Source organism: Bifidobacterium catenulatum subsp. kashiwanohense JCM 15439 = DSM 21854 (assembly GCF_001042615.1).
In the GTDB taxonomy this organism is placed as follows: Bacteria; Actinomycetota; Actinomycetes; order Actinomycetales; family Bifidobacteriaceae; genus Bifidobacterium; species Bifidobacterium catenulatum.
Genome location: NZ_AP012327.1, coordinates 1,153,443 through 1,170,348, shown reverse-complemented (window position 1 = coordinate 1,170,348; position 16,906 = coordinate 1,153,443). Strand labels below are relative to the sequence as shown.

Below are 16,906 nucleotides of genomic sequence, written 5' to 3'. Positions count from 1 at the left end.
GCAGACCTCCTTAGCGTTCAGCGGGTTGGACTGGAGTCGTTCGACGCACCGAAAATAGGGAATCCGGGAACCGCATCGGCCGACGATGGAGTGCCTGGAGTGCCGTACAACGTCCCGATCTGTTCGATCGCCCATGCGCTCCAACGTGGGGATTCGACCGTGGATGTCATCAGGCCGGCGGGGAGGAACCGGCGCATCTCGTCGGCGAAGGCATCCGAGCCGATCACATCGGCGACCCCCGCCACGCGATCAGCACGGTCTGCCCAAAGTCCTTCTTCGCCGTAATCAGATGATTTCAATTCCGCAAGCTCCATCGCCCGTCGGGAATCGACGTCGCCTCTCGACGCCAACCAGCACATGTCCCACAGGTCGCGTCGCCGCAGGTGCGATGCGCAGGCATAGGAGAGCAGCTTGTCGGCAAGAATCTCGGTGGGGCTTTCCACATCGAGGATGATCTGACCCGACAAGGCCGGGAACATCGGATAGTTGACCAAGGCGGGACGATGCTGCGGCTCGTACGCGGGAATCGATGCCACCTCCAGCTTGATTGTCTGGCTCGGCAGATCCTTGCGCTGACCGGCCGTGCGAATCGCTATACGCCATCTGCGCGTCAGCCCATCGGCGTCGGGTCTCGGCTCCTTGACCCGGACCGTCACATCATCGCCCATCCCCGAGAGCGAATCGGAGATGCAGGAGCCAAGCCCTTTAAGGGTGTCCATGTCGAACGAGGTGCCGCCGGCAAAATCAAGGTCCTCGCTGTACCTCGGGGACCCGTGGCACAGGCGCAGACTCGTGCCGCCCTGGAACACCAGCGAGGAGAAGAAACCCTCGCGCATCATGGCGTCCAGGATTCGATAATGCAGAAGTTCCTTCTCGACCACGGGAAGCAGATTGCCCATGCCCTCGGCGGAAACGATCTGTGCTGCCATGGCTTTGTACTTGAACGGTTCGTCAGTTCCAGTCATCGTCGTCCTCCAATTCATCCATATCCACCAGATCGAGATTACGCCCGACGGCCTTCAGGTCACGATACGCCCACTGTTTCGACGCGAGCGGCGTCAGTCCGTCATCGCGGGCGATCAGGTTCGGCAGGATGCGGTCCCAGCTGAGCTTGCAGTGCGTGAACTCGATCACCCCATACGGGGTATGGAACTCGCCTTCGCGACCCGTGGTCATGAACGTGACCCTATCCACCGGAATCTGGCTGATCACGTTCCAGCGCGACAGAGCGCTTTCGAGGCTTTCCCACACCAGCTCGCCGGAACGCAACCGCTTTGCGACCTGATGAAGTGTCCCCTCGCCGAGATGGGAGGAATACGCGAACACGTAGACGCCACGGGCGGCACGGACCAACGCCTTCGCCGATACCAGGCTGGACAGGGTTCGGTTCAGTTTCTGCCCCTGCTCACCCAGCACGACGGCCAGTTCGTTCTTGCAATACACGTAGCACGAGTACTTGGCGTCCATCTCGCGCAGCTGGTCAATCGCCTCGCTCCTTTTCATGTTTGTGAGTATACACGAACATACGCAAAAACGCATATTCATGTACACCTATCACAATCCTGAAGCGTTCCAATCAGAGGGAACGCCCTCGTGCCGGACCGTCTTCGAGACCAATCCCGTCGATGGCGTTTTCCGAGAAAGGGTTCTCTCTTAATCTGCCGACGATTTCCGCTACGGCGCGCTCTTCCTGATCAACGCATTGGACAAGCTGGGAAATGAACGGCTTGGGATCGCCGTCAACCTGCCATGCTTCCAGACTTTTCCCATAGCTGCGGCCGGCATCATGTTTGATTGCTACGGGCCGGTAGCCGGCAGCCATGAGCATGAGATTCAGAATCTGTCGCCCGGTTCGCCCGTTGCCGTCCGTGAATGGATGGATGTTCTCGAACATCGCGTGGAATCCGGCAGCCTTGAGGATCGGGTGGTCTTTGGAACCGTTCACCGCGTCCACGAGCGCTTCCATGTCCTCGTAGATTTCAAGTGGGTCGGCGGTCTTCACTCGGGTGGCGGTGATCCTTGCCTGGTAGCCGTAGGGGCGGAACCGACCCCTGAGCGCGGGCTGCATGTCCAATGCGGTGACTTCATGCAGCTTTTGGATCATCTCGACACTCAGCGTCCGCTCCTCTTCAGCGAATCGTTCCGCATAGGCCATGCCATCCGCAACGCCACGGGCGGCGAAGATGTATCTTGCCGGCGAGTCGGTCGGCACGAACTCGCCCTCCAACACCAGTTCGGTGTCCTCAAGCGTCAGCGTGGATCCCTCGATCGCGTTGGAGTTGTAGACATAGCGGGCCATCCATTCCTTACGGTAATCCTCAAGCGCTGACTGCTCCACCCCATCCAAAGGAAACATCTGCCTGAACCGTTCTCGGGCAGCATCGGAACGACGAAGCAAGTCGGACACCTCCGCGTCCCGCTCCAGAGAGTCCAAGAGAGGAGGAAGGTTTCGGATTTTCTCAGTCAGCGCTGGATTCGGCATATCGGCTCCTTAATCGATGCTTCCATAAGTCTACAAGCGCAGGCGCGTCACATGGACAGTCCGACGATTTTCTTGCCTTCGAGAAAGTCCTGGAAAAAGGCCGTGGAATCATCGTTGCCGTCCGATGATTCCACGGATGGCTCCTGGAGACGCATTTCCTCGACTTCTGCGGCGGTCTGCTTCGTCGCCTGTTCGAGCTGGTCGCACAGACTGACGGTCTTGCCCGTGAAAGCGGCCGCGAGGTAATGCGGGTCAATGTCCAAGGCGATGGCATCGGCGCTTCGCAGACATTCCCCGGCCTGCTCGATCAATCTCATGGCCTGTTCCACACGCGCCCTGGCACCATCGAGACCGGATGCTTCAAGCCCCTGTTCCATGGGTTCGTCCGACCAGGAGCGGATATCGAGCCGGGTATCAAGCGTGAAATCCACCCCCGCGTCACGCAACGCAAGCACGGCGCTGCGGTAATGCCCGCTCTGCCAGTCCGCTATGAACCGGTCCGCGAGCCCCTTGTCCTGAGTCCCGCATTCCTCGGCGAGGAATCCGCGCAGCGCCTCCTCGTCATCCTCCTCCATGAGCGCGGCGCTGACGGCCACATGGTTCCGGCCGTCATGCGACTCGAAATACAGCATCGTGTCGGGCAAACGATCACGGTCCGCGTGCTCCAGCAATTCGCCTATCGACCGGTCCATTCCCGCCGTGACCTCATGTTCATCACTCATATTCGTTTCTCCTTATTTTCCGGGTTAAGGGTCAAAATGTGTGTCTGGCTCGGCGTGTCGCGGGGGTTAGATTTGGCCTTTTTGAATGCCGATTGAGTGGGTGTAGTCGGTGTCGATAGCGTTGTCGTAGAGGGCTGGGCGTCCTGTTTCGTGGTCGGCTTGGTTCTCGGTTTGGGTCAGGGTGGATACTTTGGCGAGTTGGCCCTGGCCCCAGTCGGACTGCCTGGCGATTCGTACTGGATCGTCAGGCAGTTCCGTTTTTAAGTAGAGCCACCAATCCAGCATGCGGCGTTGTCGTTCGCCTGATCTGCCGCGGTGGGTTCTGGCGAGCAGTTTGAGCTGGGCGTTGATGCCGCCTTCTAAGCTGTTGGTGGTGGATTTGATCCGCTCGGGCGCAAGGACTCCTGCTGGCGGGTTGAGGTAGACAAACAGCATCTCGGACCGCCAAAGATGGTTGAGGCTGTTGTAGGCCTTGCGCACGTTGTGGTGGGTCCACACGCGGGTCCATGCACCTGTTTTGGGGTCTTTGATCATGGTTTTCTCGTTCATCCATTCCCGGTAGATCGTTGAAAACTCGTGCAGTTGCACACCCCACGCGGCGGCTTCATCCAGTGTGGTGATCCGGGTCAGTTTCAGCGCAAGTCGGTAGATGGTGCGCCCGGCATCGGTGCGTGGGTTGGTGGTGGTGTAGCGGCGGACCACGCGTTGGGCGTGGACGAGGCAGCGTTGAATTTTCGTAGTCGGCCAGCACTTTTTGATTGCGCTGTATGCGCCTTGGCCGCCGTCGATGACGGCGATGAGTGGGGCTTCGATGCGTTCAAGCAGCAGTTGGTAGTCGCGGGTGGTTTCGTGTTTGCACCAGTGCCAGGCGATCACGTGGTCGATGGTCGCCGCGACGATCAGGCAGCCACCGGCGGTGTAGGTGCCATCGAGAAATACCTGGTCGTAGATCCGCTTGTGGTGGCCGGCGGTGGGGTCAGGCACATCAACGAGCCAGCACCACTTGAAGCGCCGCTTCATGGTGGCGCGGCTAACACCGTTTCGTTTGGCTAGGTCGTCGAGTGATATTGCGGTGGTGCAATGCTCGATGAACTGGGTGAACACTGCCGCGTTGGTGATGTCGTTTCGACGTTTGACGCTGGAGGCGCCGCATTGTTTGCAGCGCCATCTGGTGGTGCCTTTGCTGGTGGTGCCGTTGCGTTTCATTTCACCGCCGCAGTGGCAGCGTGGTTGGTTCTTCGACATTGCGACACCACACCACGCCGCGCATAGCACATCACGGCTGCCACACCGAGGATTTCCCGTCGGGGGCTAGATATATGCTTCCGGAGCATATACTTTCCGGAAACCTACAGGTCAATCCGTGAAAATCCGCGATTCCGGACACACTTTTTGACCCTTAACCCAGATTGCACGCGTGGGGATTGAGGGTGTGAATCCCACTGTCGTGGGTTTGATGAGGTAGTCGATGTTGCGGAAGCTTTGGCATCGGCGTGCGTTGTGCTCCGTACGTTGTTTCAAAAACGGGTTTCATCAAACGGAACAAAACCTGGGACACTTCATATCCCACCCCAGGCCTAATGACTTGGGTGCAGCGGCAACGCTCATCCGATTTAGGCAGAGTCGTTGCAGGATCCAGTGGGTCACCTGGTCCGTGGTCTTTGAATTGTCGGGCGCGCAGGCAAGGCCAGCACGGAAGATCTTCTGCAAGCAACGCTTGTTGGTGCACCGGTAGCGTGGAAGGCGCACATGAAGTTGTTGGGTGGCCGACGATGGGCAGATCGACCAGGCTGCGGATGACGTGGTCGCGGAATACTCCAGGCTGCCCGCAGGTAGGGCATTCATTGATCGGCTCGACGGGTTCGGCTTCAATAACAGTGACGTCACCGTTTTCTGTGGCACCGGTGATAGTAGTTCCTAGTTTTGCGGTGCGGCAGATGGTATCGACGATGACATTTCCGTTAGGCTGCACAGTAGGTCCTTAGTTTTGTACGGATGGATTAGATACCTTTTTCCTACAAAGCCAAGGACCCCAATATCTTGTGCCACGCCCGAACCCCCGGCGAACTAATCAATGCACTCTAAAACCGGAAGAGCCCTTTTAGTACTACTGGTGGATTTCGGTTTTGGTGGGGATTAACGCCGCCGGCTTCGGTTTTTCCGTTGAGGAGGTCGTTGACTACTTCCCGATGGTGAAATGGGTCGATGGTGAGGTAGAGAGGAACCAGTCACCTGGAAGAGATCGATCCAGTCGTTGGTGTGCAATCTGGGAGGTAGGGTCGCGGGGTCGATTCCTCGCGAGCGCAACCATGATTGTGTTTCTGAACGTGATGAAAACAACCCTGCCCTTCGGAGAATTTCCCCTATCCCGCGTCCCCGGGCAGTGAAAACGGTGTGCACCATCGCCTGAAAGGCTTTGCGCTGCTCTATCGGAATCTTCGGGTCACCCACCCGGCGGATCACTAAGATCCCCCCGTCAACGTTTGGCTGTGGCCGGAAAGCAGTCCTTGGTACCCGAGAACCCAGGTGAAATGTGAACCATGGGGACCACTGAGCCGTCATCATCGTGCTTGCGCCTACCCCGGCCCGGCGGCGAGCGACTTCCCACTGCATGAGGAGTACAGCGTCAGTCCATGCTGGCGCATGCAGCAACTTTCGAAGAATGGCAGTGGTGAGGTGAAAGGGAATGTTTCCCACAATGACGCAGGGAGTGGCGGGTAACCGGAAGTTAAGGAAATCATCATGGACCACTTCGACCGCCGCCGAGGAGGTTTCTTGTGTGATTTTGGCAGCTAGTTTTGCGTCCACTTCAACTGCCGTTATCGCCCTCCCCAAGTGGGCCATCGGGTGAGTGAGGGCACCGCTTCCTGGTCCGATCTCAATGATGGGGCCGGAGGTTTGTTTCACAAGGTCGATGATGGAGTTGATGATCTTGTGGTTGGTGAGAAAATTTTGGCCATTCTCGTGACGGCCGTGTCCGTATGCAGACATCAGGTGTGCTCCTTGGATTTGAAAGGGAGCCGGGCATGACAAATAGCCGCCCGGCTAAAGGACCGGAGCGGTTTTTAACCTACGGGGTAGGAAACCGCCTTAGCGGTTGGTGCGCAACCGCAAGGAAGCGGTACCTGAAATCAACATGGGTCTAATTATATCCATTTAAAGGGTTAAGGGTCAAAATGTGTGTCTGGCTCGGCGTGTCGCGGGGGTTAGATTTGGCCTTTTTGAATGCCGATTGAGTGGGTGTAGTCGGTGTCGATAGCGTTGTCGTAGAGGGCTGGGCGTCCTGTTTCGTGGTCGGCTTGGTTCTCGGTTTGGGTCAGGGTGGATACTTTGGCGAGTTGGCCCTGGCCCCAGTCGGACTGCCTGGCGATTCGTACTGGATCGTCAGGCAGTTCCGTTTTTAAGTAGAGCCACCAATCCAGCATGCGGCGTTGTCGTTCGCCTGATCTGCCGCGGTGGGTTCTGGCGAGCAGTTTGAGCTGGGCGTTGATGCCGCCTTCTAAGCTGTTGGTGGTGGATTTGATCCGCTCGGGCGCAAGGACTCCTGCTGGCGGGTTGAGGTAGACAAACAGCATCTCGGACCGCCAAAGATGGTTGAGGCTGTTGTAGGCCTTGCGCACGTTGTGGTGGGTCCACACGCGGGTCCATGCACCTGTTTTGGGGTCTTTGATCATGGTTTTCTCGTTCATCCATTCCCGGTAGATCGTTGAAAACTCGTGCAGTTGCACACCCCACGCGGCGGCTTCATCCAGTGTGGTGATCCGGGTCAGTTTCAGCGCAAGTCGGTAGATGGTGCGCCCGGCATCGGTGCGTGGGTTGGTGGTGGTGTAGCGGCGGACCACGCGTTGGGCGTGGACGAGGCAGCGTTGAATTTTCGTAGTCGGCCAGCACTTTTTGATTGCGCTGTATGCGCCTTGGCCGCCGTCGATGACGGCGATGAGTGGGGCTTCGATGCGTTCAAGCAGCAGTTGGTAGTCGCGGGTGGTTTCGTGTTTGCACCAGTGCCAGGCGATCACGTGGTCGATGGTCGCCGCGACGATCAGGCAGCCACCGGCGGTGTAGGTGCCATCGAGAAATACCTGGTCGTAGATCCGCTTGTGGTGGCCGGCGGTGGGGTCAGGCACATCAACGAGCCAGCACCACTTGAAGCGCCGCTTCATGGTGGCGCGGCTAACACCGTTTCGTTTGGCTAGGTCGTCGAGTGATATTGCGGTGGTGCAATGCTCGATGAACTGGGTGAACACTGCCGCGTTGGTGATGTCGTTTCGACGTTTGACGCTGGAGGCGCCGCATTGTTTGCAGCGCCATCTGGTGGTGCCTTTGCTGGTGGTGCCGTTGCGTTTCATTTCACCGCCGCAGTGGCAGCGTGGTTGGTTCTTCGACATTGCGACACCACACCACGCCGCGCATAGCACATCACGGCTGCCACACCGAGGATTTCCCGTCGGGGGCTAGATATATGCTTCCGGAGCATATACTTTCCGGAAACCTACAGGTCAATCCGTGAAAATCCGCGATTCCGGACACACTTTTTGACCCTTAACCCCGTTTTCCTATTCACCGGGTCATGCCGTACGGCGATGCCTGGTCAAGGTTCAACGTGCCGGCCGGATCGCATACGCCGGCAGAATCGCTTTATCGTCCGTGTGCCGTTTCCATGCCGTCATCCAACGCGAGGTCGAGCCCTGCGGTCTCAGGAGACGTTTCCTGTGGGTCGGCCCAGCCGACGGCGAGGTCCAGCGCGCCGCGCAACGCCTGGCCGGAAAGCCGGTACGTCCAGAAATCGTTTGCCTCGTAAGGGAAGGATTCGCCGGACACGATGCCGCGCTCGTCATGCAGGCTCACGTCGAACGCTTCGGGTTTGGCCGTGATCAGCGCATGACGGGCGGAACCGGGAACCGAGACTTCCAGCGCCTTTCTGCCGTCGGGAGACCCGGTGGCGGTGAATTTGATATCGGGGTGGTGCGCGAGGCTGTAGGAAGCGTTGGACTCACACGCCAGCGGGACCGTATCTCCCAGCCCGCTGTCTGCGGCCAGCTGCTGTGGGCTGTAATCCATGCCCTGCGTGTAGTCGATGGGCTGCGCGTCGGTGTAGAAGCATCCGCCGCCATCGTCCGCGTCGATCGCGTCTCCCACGAGCCGGTCCAGGCGCGCGGGGTCGTCCCATGCGCTCACGAGTCTGGCGGGTTCGGCCTGGTTCTTCCATGCCATGTAGCGGTCGCGTTGGTCGCCGCAGATGCCGTCGAATGATTCCTGGGAGATGAACGTGCCGCCGTCCAATTGGTAGCATTCCCCGTCCGGGTCCAACGAGCGCTCCTTGAACTCCTTTTCGGCGGCGGCGTACAGGCGCTTGTCGATCTGCCCCATGGCCGCGTCGATGCCCGACATCATCTCGTCCACGTGTTGCCGCATGTCGGGCTGGCTCGTTTTCCACCATGCCTGCAAGTCGGCGAGCACGTCGGCGGCGTTCTCCCGTTCGCACACGTCGAGCAGGTCATCGTCGTAATTTTCCACCGTCCAGGAGTAGAAATCCCAGTCACTCGAACCGGTCAGGCGTTCGATGCCCTTCATGCGGTGGAAGTCCATCAACCCGCCGCCGTGCTCGCGCACGATGCCCGCCAACGGCAGATCGGCCTCGTCCATCAGGCCTTTCCAGTATTCGGGGACATTCCCGTTCTCCATGTCGTTCTCCTTTCCGAACGCCTTTTCGATCACGAGCGGGTCTCGTGGGTCAACAGTGCGGTCGATCCGCAGTATCTCGGGCATGACCGCCTCGCTTTCACGGCCGATGACGAACGTGCCGATGCCGGCCTTGACGCGATGCTCGGGAAGCCTTCCCGAACCGTCGCACATCACCGCCGGCCGGAACAGCGAATCCCCGTAGGCGAGCGTCACCGTGTCGCCCGGCCTGGCGAGAACCCGTTCGACGGCCATGCGTGAGAGGCCATGCGCGTCGAGACGGCCGGAACGCCAATCGTTGGCCTCGGCTGCTGTCAGGGTGAAGGAAACGGAACGCCCTCCCTGGGCCGAGGTCACGTCGAGCCTGACCGGCTGCATGGCCTCGAAACCGATCCAGATGCCTTCCGGCGTCCTGTCCGGGGCTTTCACGTCAATGTCCGTGAACCCGTATTCGGTCAGCACGTCCGTGACCCTGATCCTGAGCGCGTTGTCGGGAGGCAGATCAGGGCGTTCATTGGGAATCGGGAGCGAGGACGCCTCGAACCACACGTCCTCGCTCGGATCGGTGTCGAAGCCGCCGTCCGCGTCGGAATACGCCATGTGGACGCCGAACTCCAATTCCTTGGCATCGACGGAAGAGACCAGAATCGCGTTCCCCAGCACGAGATCGCGCGCGTTCCTGCGCAGGATGGATTGCATGTCGGGCTTGGCGGGATTCCCGGCCGCGAGCAGGTCGCGGTTCACACCCTCCATGTCAAAAGGCGTCAAGGCCATCTCGCTCGCCCTTTCTCACTTGGAAAGGCCGGAACCGGCCGTATCGGTCATATTCAGCGGGTCCGAGGGGTCGCACGCCTGCGCGCGTTCCGCGAACGAGGTGACGGCACCGGGCAGCACATATCCCAGATCAAGGTCGATCGGGCTCACGCCGTCGTCTTCGCCGACGGACGCTGCGGGCATTGCGCCCATGGTCTCGCGCAGCACGTCCACGGCGTCGCCAGTAGCGGCGCGCGCGTCGATGATCCGGTGCATCGTGTCCTCAAGCGCGGCATGGATATCGGTGGAACCCTCCTCCACGATGCACTGGTATGAGGGGGCTCCCCAGTTCGTGCCGGTGCCGGAAATCGTGTAGTCCGCGATGCGTTCGCCCGGCTGGACGAGCGAGGCGAGGTCGAACGCGGCCGGCGAACCGGTCTTCGCGTCGAAATCATCCAGCCATTCGACCTCCTCGGCGATCTCCTCGCGCGAGTACCGGCCGTCGATATCGCTCGGCCAGTCCGCGTCCTCCAGATAGCCGTTGTCGCCAAGCGACACATCGCCGTCGAGCTTGAGGTCCCGGCCGTACATCTCCATATCGATCAGATAGCCGAGCCCCGTATCGAACATGGACCACACGGCATCCGATGCCCACCCATGGTTCACGGCGGTCCAGGCATACTTCGCCTCCTTCGATTCGGCCGAGGACGGCGCATCATAAGAGTGATAGGGGATCTCGTCCGAGTTCAGCGCGAGGTTCGCGTACTGCAACGGGGTGCGCGGGGCCGCGTCAAGATCGTCGCGGACCGTCTGCACCTTCTCGTACACGTCCGGGTCGTCGTCCTCGCGCGCCTCGAACGCGCGGCACATGAGGTTCAGGTCCGTCAGCGACTCGTATTCGCCGGGATTCGCCACGGTGGCGAGCAGTCCTTCCCCGCCCTCGTAGTCGTGGATCGCGTACTCCTCGTACCGGCCGCCCAATCCCACCTCGGTCTTCAGGGTGTCCTGCAAGCGTTCGGCGGGCATGGGCAGCGTGATCCACGCGCCCTGCAACACGCCCTCCACGTATTTGCCCAGGTTGGCGACGTACACGCTGATCTGGTAGTCCTTCAATCCGGCCATGATGATGCTCCTTCGCTCGGGTCTTTTATCGTGTGGCTGCGGCCGAGGCAGACGTATCGGCAATGCTCAACGGGTCGGCCGGGTTCGCGGGATCGTAGGTTTCGGACGTTTCGGCCTTCTCGCCTTCGTCTTTGCGGGCGAGCCGGCCGTCGTCCACCATCGCGTCGATGATCTCCCATCCCTCCTCGATGCTGCGGTCCCGCAATTCCCTGGCCGAGATCATGTCGCGCATCGCGTCCATGTTCTCGTTGTTGTCGGGCCAGTCATGGTCTTTCAGCCAGTGCCGAAGGTCCTCCTCCGTCCAGCGGATCTCCGCAATCGTTTCGTTGCCTTGCCCGGCGTTGCTTTGACCGGGATGAAGCAACGCCTCAGATCGGAGACCGAAATACGCTTTGTCTTCCTGGAGGCCGGACAGGAAGCCGGAGGGCGTGAACCCGTTGCGTGCCGCGAACTCGCGGGACCAGCATTCGTCGAACTCCTCGTCGGGGTCGAAGTCGAGGAGCCCGTCCGCCATGGCGCGCCTCAGCCCCTTCTCGTCCGCCTCGGCCGGCACCGTGACCGTGACCGTGGCGTGGTTGTGGGCCTCCAGCGTCATGTACAGTTCGCTGTGGCCGGCGTCGCGTTGGATGAAGCATTCCCCGTTGCCCCAGTCGAGCTCGTGCTGCTCGATCAGCTCCTTCGCCTTGTCGGTCAGGGCCCGTTCCTGGGACGTGTATTCATCGGGTTCCATCAGCATGATGCGTCCTTCCTTCCCTTGGATGATCGGTGCCGCGCCGTCCGGCGGGCATGGCTCCGATCATCAGCCCATACGGGCGGTCGCGCGGGGCATGGCGTCTACGGGGCAGATGATTCCGCCGAGATTTGATGCTCGGTCCCTTTACGTGTCCCGCTCCTTAGTACCAGTTGTGGGCGAGCCAGAACGTCTTGGCGGCGCTGGGGCTGCCGTACCGGCCGGCGATGTAGTTCAATCCCCATTTGATCTGGGTGGCGGCGTTGTCCTTCCAGTCGTCTCCTGCGGAGGCGAGTTTCGACGCGGGCAACGCCTGGGGTATGCCGTACGCGCCGCTGCTCGGGTTGGTGGCATTCCACTGCCATCCCGATTCCTTGTTCCACAGCCATACGAGCGCGTCATAGTCGCCGTCTCCCCAGTCCTTGTACGAGGCGATCATCTTCCGGGCGATGGCCCGGGCCTGTTCCGGCGTGGCGTGGGTGCCGTCGCCGTCGTAGTCCACCACCACGTCCGTGGAGCCCGAGTCGGAACTGGAGCACGTCCATGCCGCCTCCACCGGATCCGAAGAGGAGGACGAGTCGGACGATGACGACGAATCGGACGATTCGGAACCGGATGACGTGGAATCCGTGCCGGCGGAACCATTGGTGGACACACTGCCGTTGGGCAGGATGTAGACCGCGCCGACGTTGATCCTGTGCGTGCGGTGGTTGACGATGCCCAGGCCGCCGCGCCCGTTCATCTCGCTGATGGTCACGGTGCCGGCCGTCCGGTCGACCGCCTCGACGACGGCGACGTGGCCGTACAGGGTGTCCGCGTCGGCCACGCCGGGCGGGTAGCTGACGATGCTGCCGGCCACGGGATCGGTGCGGGTGGTCTTCCATCCGGCGGCGGTGGCGCTGGCGGCCCAGTCGCCGCCGTTGCCCCAGTAGGAGCCCACGTCCAATCCGATTTTATGGCCTCTCATGCACGCCCACCATGTGCATTGCCCGTCCGGATAGGCCTGGCACACGTTGTCGGGCCCGTCGGATCCGTTGAACCACGCCTTGGTCTGCGCGATGGTCATGCCGTCACGCACCTCGCCGGTCGTGACGCTTCCCGTGACGCCTCCCGACGATCCGTTGGAGCCGCCGTCCTTGCAGCCGCCGAGGACCGCGAGCACGGTCAACGGCGTGCATCCGCCGAGCAGGGACAGCAGGCACGCCGAGAGCATGGCCGCGAGGATCCGATGGCGGCTGGCCCGGCTCATTGCGTGTTCCTCAGCGACCAGAAGGGCTTCTGCCCGCCGACCACGACCTCCACGGTCCGGCAGGGATGCTGGACCGTGCCGTATCCGGTGGCGGAGATCACCGTGTACGCCCCGTCGCCGGCCTTCACCTGATCGGGGTCGAGCTCGTTGGCATCCTTGTCCAGCAATGACGCGTCGAGCGCGGCCGGGCAGTAGACGGTGACGTGCCAGTTGCCGTCGTCCATCGGCAAGAGCACGGTGTTGTACGCCTGGCTGACGGTCTGCTGCGGATCCGTCGTGGATGACGGTCCGCCGCCTTCCGGGATCGGGAAGCTGGTTTCCTTCGTCGTCCAGAACGGCTGGGACTGGATGGCATCCGTATCCGAGCCCTCCCATTTGCCGTCGGAGGTGCAGGTGTAGGCGTAGTTGACGTACTTGTCATCGTATTGGCCCGAGCATACGGATCCGGCGTGGAAGCGGCGCTGGGTCCACCACCAGCGCGGCGCGTCGGAGACCGGATGGCTCTCCCCGGCACCGTCGTCGCCGAGCAGCGCGAACACGTTCTTGCGCCATTCGTCGTCGCTGCCGTTTGGATCGAGCAGCGCGTCCACCGTTTCCAATGCGGTGTCGATCGGGCCGGAACCATTGTGCAGCGTGATGCCGTCCGCGTTTTCGGAGAGCGTGCGGGTGCCGTCCTTGTGGGTGTCAACGGGGAACGCGGTGGTGCGCTGAGACCAGTCGCCGGGAACCGGGATTCCCGCCGCCTCCAGGCCGGCGTACCGTCGCGGGCCCGAATCCGTTTTCCTTTTGCCCGTGGACTCCTGTTTCGCGTCCGTCGCGGAACCGTGGTCGTCGCCGGCCGTTGACGGCTGGTGGTTGGCGACGATGACGCCCAGCGAGCACACGAGGAGCGCGGCGACGAACAGGCACAGGACGCGCAGCGGTTTCGGCAGCGGACGCGGTTCCGGCCGGTTCACGATTCACCGCCTTCCCAACGGTTCGGCTCACCCGGCATGCCGCCTTGCGTGTTTTCTTCCATGGCCGGATGCTCCCGCTCGGGGTTCACGGTTCCCGGATCCGCGTTTTCGGGCGACCCGTCTTCCGCCGACCCGTCTTCCGTCCCCGTCCACCGCGCGTCTATGAGGTCGTCCGCCGTTTTCAGTTCGGCGCTGGTGTTTCCCGCGTCCTTCGCCTTCCTGCGCAGCAGGGTGGCCTTCTCGCGGGCCTCTTCCAGACGTTCCTCCAATGATTTGATGTTGACGCGCGCCGCCACGTACTCGTCCATCGCATCCTGTTTCGTCTTCTGGCTGTCGCGCACCGCCTTGAGGATGCTGCGTTTCATGTCGCGCATGGTGTTCTGGTTGTTCGCCACGACGATCTTCCTTTCGCTCGTTTTTCCGTCAAGGCGAGTCTGCCTTCCCGTCGCGCGTTCCACGGGGCATGGCGTCTACATTCCCCATGGCGGAAGGCGGGGCGTGTAGACGCCGTGCCCCGTGGCCGGCCGTTTTGCGGCCGAGAATCGGAAGCGTCGTTCCAATCAGGTGAAAGGAAAATCAATGGAATCGTTTCTCTCTATGCTCGCCGGCTGGTTCATGGGCCTGTGGACGTGGCTGGTCGAGCTCAACGGGATGCTCCAGGTGGTGCTCGTGCTGTTGTGCGTGGTCGCCTCGGGCGTGTGCGCGATCATCGGCAAACGCATGGGCAGCCCGATGATCGTGGAATCCGGCGGACAGACCTGGAGCCGCACGCTGGTGACGGCCATCGCGTGGATCGCCGGCGTCATCCTCATGCTGATCGCGGTGCTGGCCATCGCCGCCGTGTTCGCGCCGCTGCTCGGCTTCGCCGCCTGACCTTGGCGACGCCTTTCCATCCAGGGCCGGCCGGGAAGGGATTCCCGCGCCGGTCCTCGCATGTCGGACAAGAATCAAGGAATCCCAAAAAACGGAAGGAACGCGAACGAAGAATGAAGCTCGTCATCGCGGAAAAGAAATCGGTCGCCACGGCCATCGCGCAGGCGTTGTGCGCCGCGCCCGTCCAAAGGGACGGATGCTATGAGTGCGGCCAGCTGCTCGTGACATGGGCGCAGGGCCACCTGATCGACCTTGCCATGCCCGAGGACTACAAGGACAGGGATTGGAGGAAATGGAGTCTGGACACGCTGCCTGTGGACCCGTCCGGCCATTGGCGGTGGAAGATCAGCGAGGAGCGCGGTGCCGGCTCCCGCTACCGGCAGATCGTGCGGCTGATCCGCCGAACGGATGTGGATTGCCTCGTCAACGCCTGCGACCCCGACCGCGAGGGTGAGGCCATCTTCCGCCGCATCGCGGACATGGAAGGCTCTCACAAGCCGGAACTGCGCCTGTGGGTGGCGAGCCTGGAGGCGGAGGCCATCCAGGCCGCGTGGCGGGCGATGAAACCCGAATCCGAATACCAAGGGCTCGCATGGTCGGCGGAGATCAGGTCGAAGGCGGACTGGCTGATCGGCATGAACGCGAGCCGCGCGTACTCGCTGCTCTGCAACGCACGGTTCAGCGTGGGCCGCGTGCAGACGCCGACGCTCGCCATGATCGCGGAACGCGACCGGCAGATCAGGAACCACAAACCGGTGCCGTTCTGGACCGTGATCGCGGACATGGGCGGATGGCGGCTCTCCAGCGAACGGATCGACAGCAAGGATGCGGCGATGCTGCTGTGCGGCCAGGCCGAACACGGCCGCTTCCGCATCATGTCCGTGAACCGGAGGCGGGTGAACGACCGGCCGCCCCGCCTGTATGACCTGACCGGATTGCAGAAGGACATGAGCCGGTTGCACGGCATGACCGCCGCACGCACGCTCCAGGCGTTGCAGCACCTCTACGAACTCAAACTCGCCACCTATCCGCGCACCGACAGCCGGTACATCACGCACGACGACCTCGAAACGCTCACGGCGCTCCTCGAATCCGGCCGTCTCGCCCACGGGTTCGTCACCCGCGAGGGCATACCCGGACACCCGCGCCCGGAACTCACCGTCAACGACAAGAAGGTGGCCGGCCACACCGCGATCCTGCCGACCATGCAATTGGACGCCGGGAAGCTGGAAGGCCTGGACGATGACGAACGCAAGGTGATGACGCGCATCGTGCGCCGCATGTGGGAGGCCGTGGGCGACGACCATGTGCACATCGTCACCGAGGTGAAGGCACGGCTTTCCGACGACACCGATAGGGAGTTCTCCAGCCGTTCCGACGAGACCGTATCCGCAGGATGGAAGGCCGTCGAAACCGGCCGCGGGCCCGAACCGGAAGACGAGGAAACAGCAGACCCGGCGGGAGGAAGGAACGTGATCCCGTCGAACCTCATGGAAGGCGGCGTCATTCGCCCGGTCGGGAAGGTCACGGTCGAGGAAGGCGAGACCCGCCCGCCCAAACCGTTCACCGAGGCCACGCTGCTGGCCGCGATGGAGCACGCGAGCCGGTACGTGGAGGACAAAAGCCTCAAGGCGGCGCTCGATGACGACGAATCACATTCCGGCGGCATCGGCACGCCAGCCACCCGCGCGGACACCATCGAAAAGCTCGTGCGCTCCAAACTCGTGGAACGCAAGGGCCGTCAGCTCCACGCCACCACGGAAGGCGAACGCCTCACCGACGTGGTGGAGCCACGCCTGAAGGACGTGCTGCTCACCGCGCGGATGGAACAGGCGCTCTCCGACGTGGAACACGGCAAACGGGACCCGGCCGACGTGATGGACATGTTCCACCGGGAGGCATTGCGAATCCCCGCCGACGCGACCGCGAACCTCAAGGCCGATGCTGTCACACGAACCACGAACACCGACGCGCAGGATTGGGGCGACTGCCCGCGCTGCGGCCAGCCGGTCAGGAAAACCGGCCGGATGTGGCAATGCTCCACGAACAAAAGCGAGAAGACCAAGGACGGCAAGTGGATCGCCGTCGAGGGATGCGGCTGGAAGATGTACGCGAGGCTCGCGGGCAAGACCATCACCGACCAGACCGCACGCAGGCTCCTCGCGGGACAGACCGTCACGCTGAAGGGCTTCACATCCAAATCCGGGAAGAAGTTCGACGCGGCCATCCGCATCGACAAGTTACGCGGCACGGCGTTCGACTTCGACCGCTGACCAACCGGCCAACCATCCGTGCCCGACGCGCCATGCCGCGCCGGGCACGGCAACGACCAAGGAGACG

General features: G+C 61.9%; 16 protein-coding genes and 1 pseudogene. 2 read left to right on the top strand and 15 right to left on the bottom strand.

All coding sequences use genetic code 11. From position 1 onward, the window contains the following. Positions 1–17: 17 nt before the first annotated feature. The 15 genes and pseudogenes from BBKW_RS05070 to BBKW_RS05010 form a co-directional block, all read right to left on the bottom strand. Entirely contained in the window at positions 18–965 is a 948-nt protein-coding gene (locus tag BBKW_RS05070) for a nucleotidyl transferase AbiEii/AbiGii toxin family protein (protein ID WP_007056046.1), read from the bottom strand. Further along, positions 952–1,503 (bottom strand): type IV toxin-antitoxin system AbiEi family antitoxin, encoded by a 552-nt coding sequence (abiEi, locus tag BBKW_RS05065; protein ID WP_007056124.1) that lies wholly within the window; start codon positions 1,501–1,503, stop codon positions 952–954. Before abiEi ends, BBKW_RS05070 begins: the two co-directional genes overlap by 14 nt. Before the next feature lie 73 nt (positions 1,504–1,576). Continuing rightward, on the bottom strand, positions 1,577–2,482 hold the full coding sequence (locus BBKW_RS05060) for a Fic family protein (RefSeq protein WP_007057623.1): 906 nt from the start codon (positions 2,480–2,482) through the stop codon (positions 1,577–1,579). Positions 2,483–2,529: 47 nt separating this feature from the next. Then, positions 2,530–3,204, bottom strand: a complete 675-nt coding sequence (locus BBKW_RS05055; RefSeq protein ID WP_033501823.1) for a hypothetical protein — start codon at positions 3,202–3,204, stop codon at positions 2,530–2,532. Positions 3,205–3,270: 66 nt separating this feature from the next. Continuing rightward, positions 3,271–4,449, bottom strand: a complete 1,179-nt coding sequence (locus tag BBKW_RS05050) for an IS256-like element IS1249 family transposase (protein WP_005323424.1) — start codon at positions 4,447–4,449, stop codon at positions 3,271–3,273. Between the two features lie 309 nt (positions 4,450–4,758). Continuing rightward, positions 4,759–5,176, bottom strand: a pseudogene (locus tag BBKW_RS10735) (transposase family protein); the annotation flags it as partial. 164 nt (positions 5,177–5,340) lie between these two features. After that, complete coding sequence (gene erm, locus BBKW_RS05045; RefSeq protein WP_033502017.1) at positions 5,341–6,195, bottom strand: 23S ribosomal RNA methyltransferase Erm; 855 nt, start codon at positions 6,193–6,195, stop codon at positions 5,341–5,343. Positions 6,196–6,294: 99 nt separating this feature from the next. After that, the gene (locus tag BBKW_RS11260) at positions 6,295–6,342 is read right to left on the bottom strand and encodes an erythromycin resistance leader peptide (protein WP_224743788.1); all 48 of its coding nucleotides are present in this window, start codon (positions 6,340–6,342) and stop codon (positions 6,295–6,297) included. Positions 6,343–6,410: 68 nt separating this feature from the next. Further along, positions 6,411–7,589 (bottom strand): IS256-like element IS1249 family transposase, encoded by a 1,179-nt coding sequence (locus BBKW_RS05040; protein WP_005323424.1) that lies wholly within the window; start codon positions 7,587–7,589, stop codon positions 6,411–6,413. Between the two features lie 250 nt (positions 7,590–7,839). Then, positions 7,840–9,657, bottom strand: a complete 1,818-nt coding sequence (locus BBKW_RS05035; protein ID WP_033502003.1) for a hypothetical protein — start codon at positions 9,655–9,657, stop codon at positions 7,840–7,842. Between the two features lie 15 nt (positions 9,658–9,672). Next, positions 9,673–10,758, bottom strand: a complete 1,086-nt coding sequence (locus tag BBKW_RS05030; protein WP_014485589.1) for an antirestriction protein ArdA — start codon at positions 10,756–10,758, stop codon at positions 9,673–9,675. 25 nt (positions 10,759–10,783) lie between these two features. After that, positions 10,784–11,494 carry a hypothetical protein gene (locus BBKW_RS05025; RefSeq protein WP_033502002.1) on the bottom strand — a complete coding sequence of 237 codons (711 nt, stop codon included), beginning with the start codon at positions 11,492–11,494 and terminating at the stop codon, positions 10,784–10,786. Between the two features lie 157 nt (positions 11,495–11,651). Continuing rightward, on the bottom strand, positions 11,652–12,737 hold the full coding sequence (locus tag BBKW_RS05020; RefSeq protein WP_007054356.1) for an aggregation-promoting factor C-terminal-like domain-containing protein: 1,086 nt from the start codon (positions 12,735–12,737) through the stop codon (positions 11,652–11,654). After that, a complete protein-coding gene (locus BBKW_RS10730; protein ID WP_033502001.1) occupies positions 12,734–13,693 on the bottom strand; it encodes a hypothetical protein in 960 nt (319 codons plus the stop codon). The genes BBKW_RS05020 and BBKW_RS10730 overlap by 4 nt, the downstream gene beginning before the upstream one ends. Beyond that, positions 13,690–14,088: a hypothetical protein gene (locus BBKW_RS05010; RefSeq protein WP_007057146.1), complete on the bottom strand. Its 399-nt coding sequence runs from the start codon at positions 14,086–14,088 to the stop codon at positions 13,690–13,692. Before BBKW_RS05010 ends, BBKW_RS10730 begins: the two co-directional genes overlap by 4 nt. 184 nt (positions 14,089–14,272) lie before the next feature. On the opposite strand from BBKW_RS05010, the gene BBKW_RS10725 reads away from it, so the two are divergent. Both BBKW_RS10725 and BBKW_RS05000 read left to right on the top strand, forming a co-directional pair. Further along, positions 14,273–14,566 carry a hypothetical protein gene (locus tag BBKW_RS10725; RefSeq protein WP_007054354.1) on the top strand — a complete coding sequence of 98 codons (294 nt, stop codon included), beginning with the start codon at positions 14,273–14,275 and terminating at the stop codon, positions 14,564–14,566. Between the two features lie 113 nt (positions 14,567–14,679). Further along, positions 14,680–16,839, top strand: coding sequence for a type IA DNA topoisomerase (locus tag BBKW_RS05000; RefSeq protein ID WP_034255044.1), 2,160 nt, complete (start codon positions 14,680–14,682; stop codon positions 16,837–16,839). Positions 16,840–16,906: the final 67 nt, after the last annotated feature.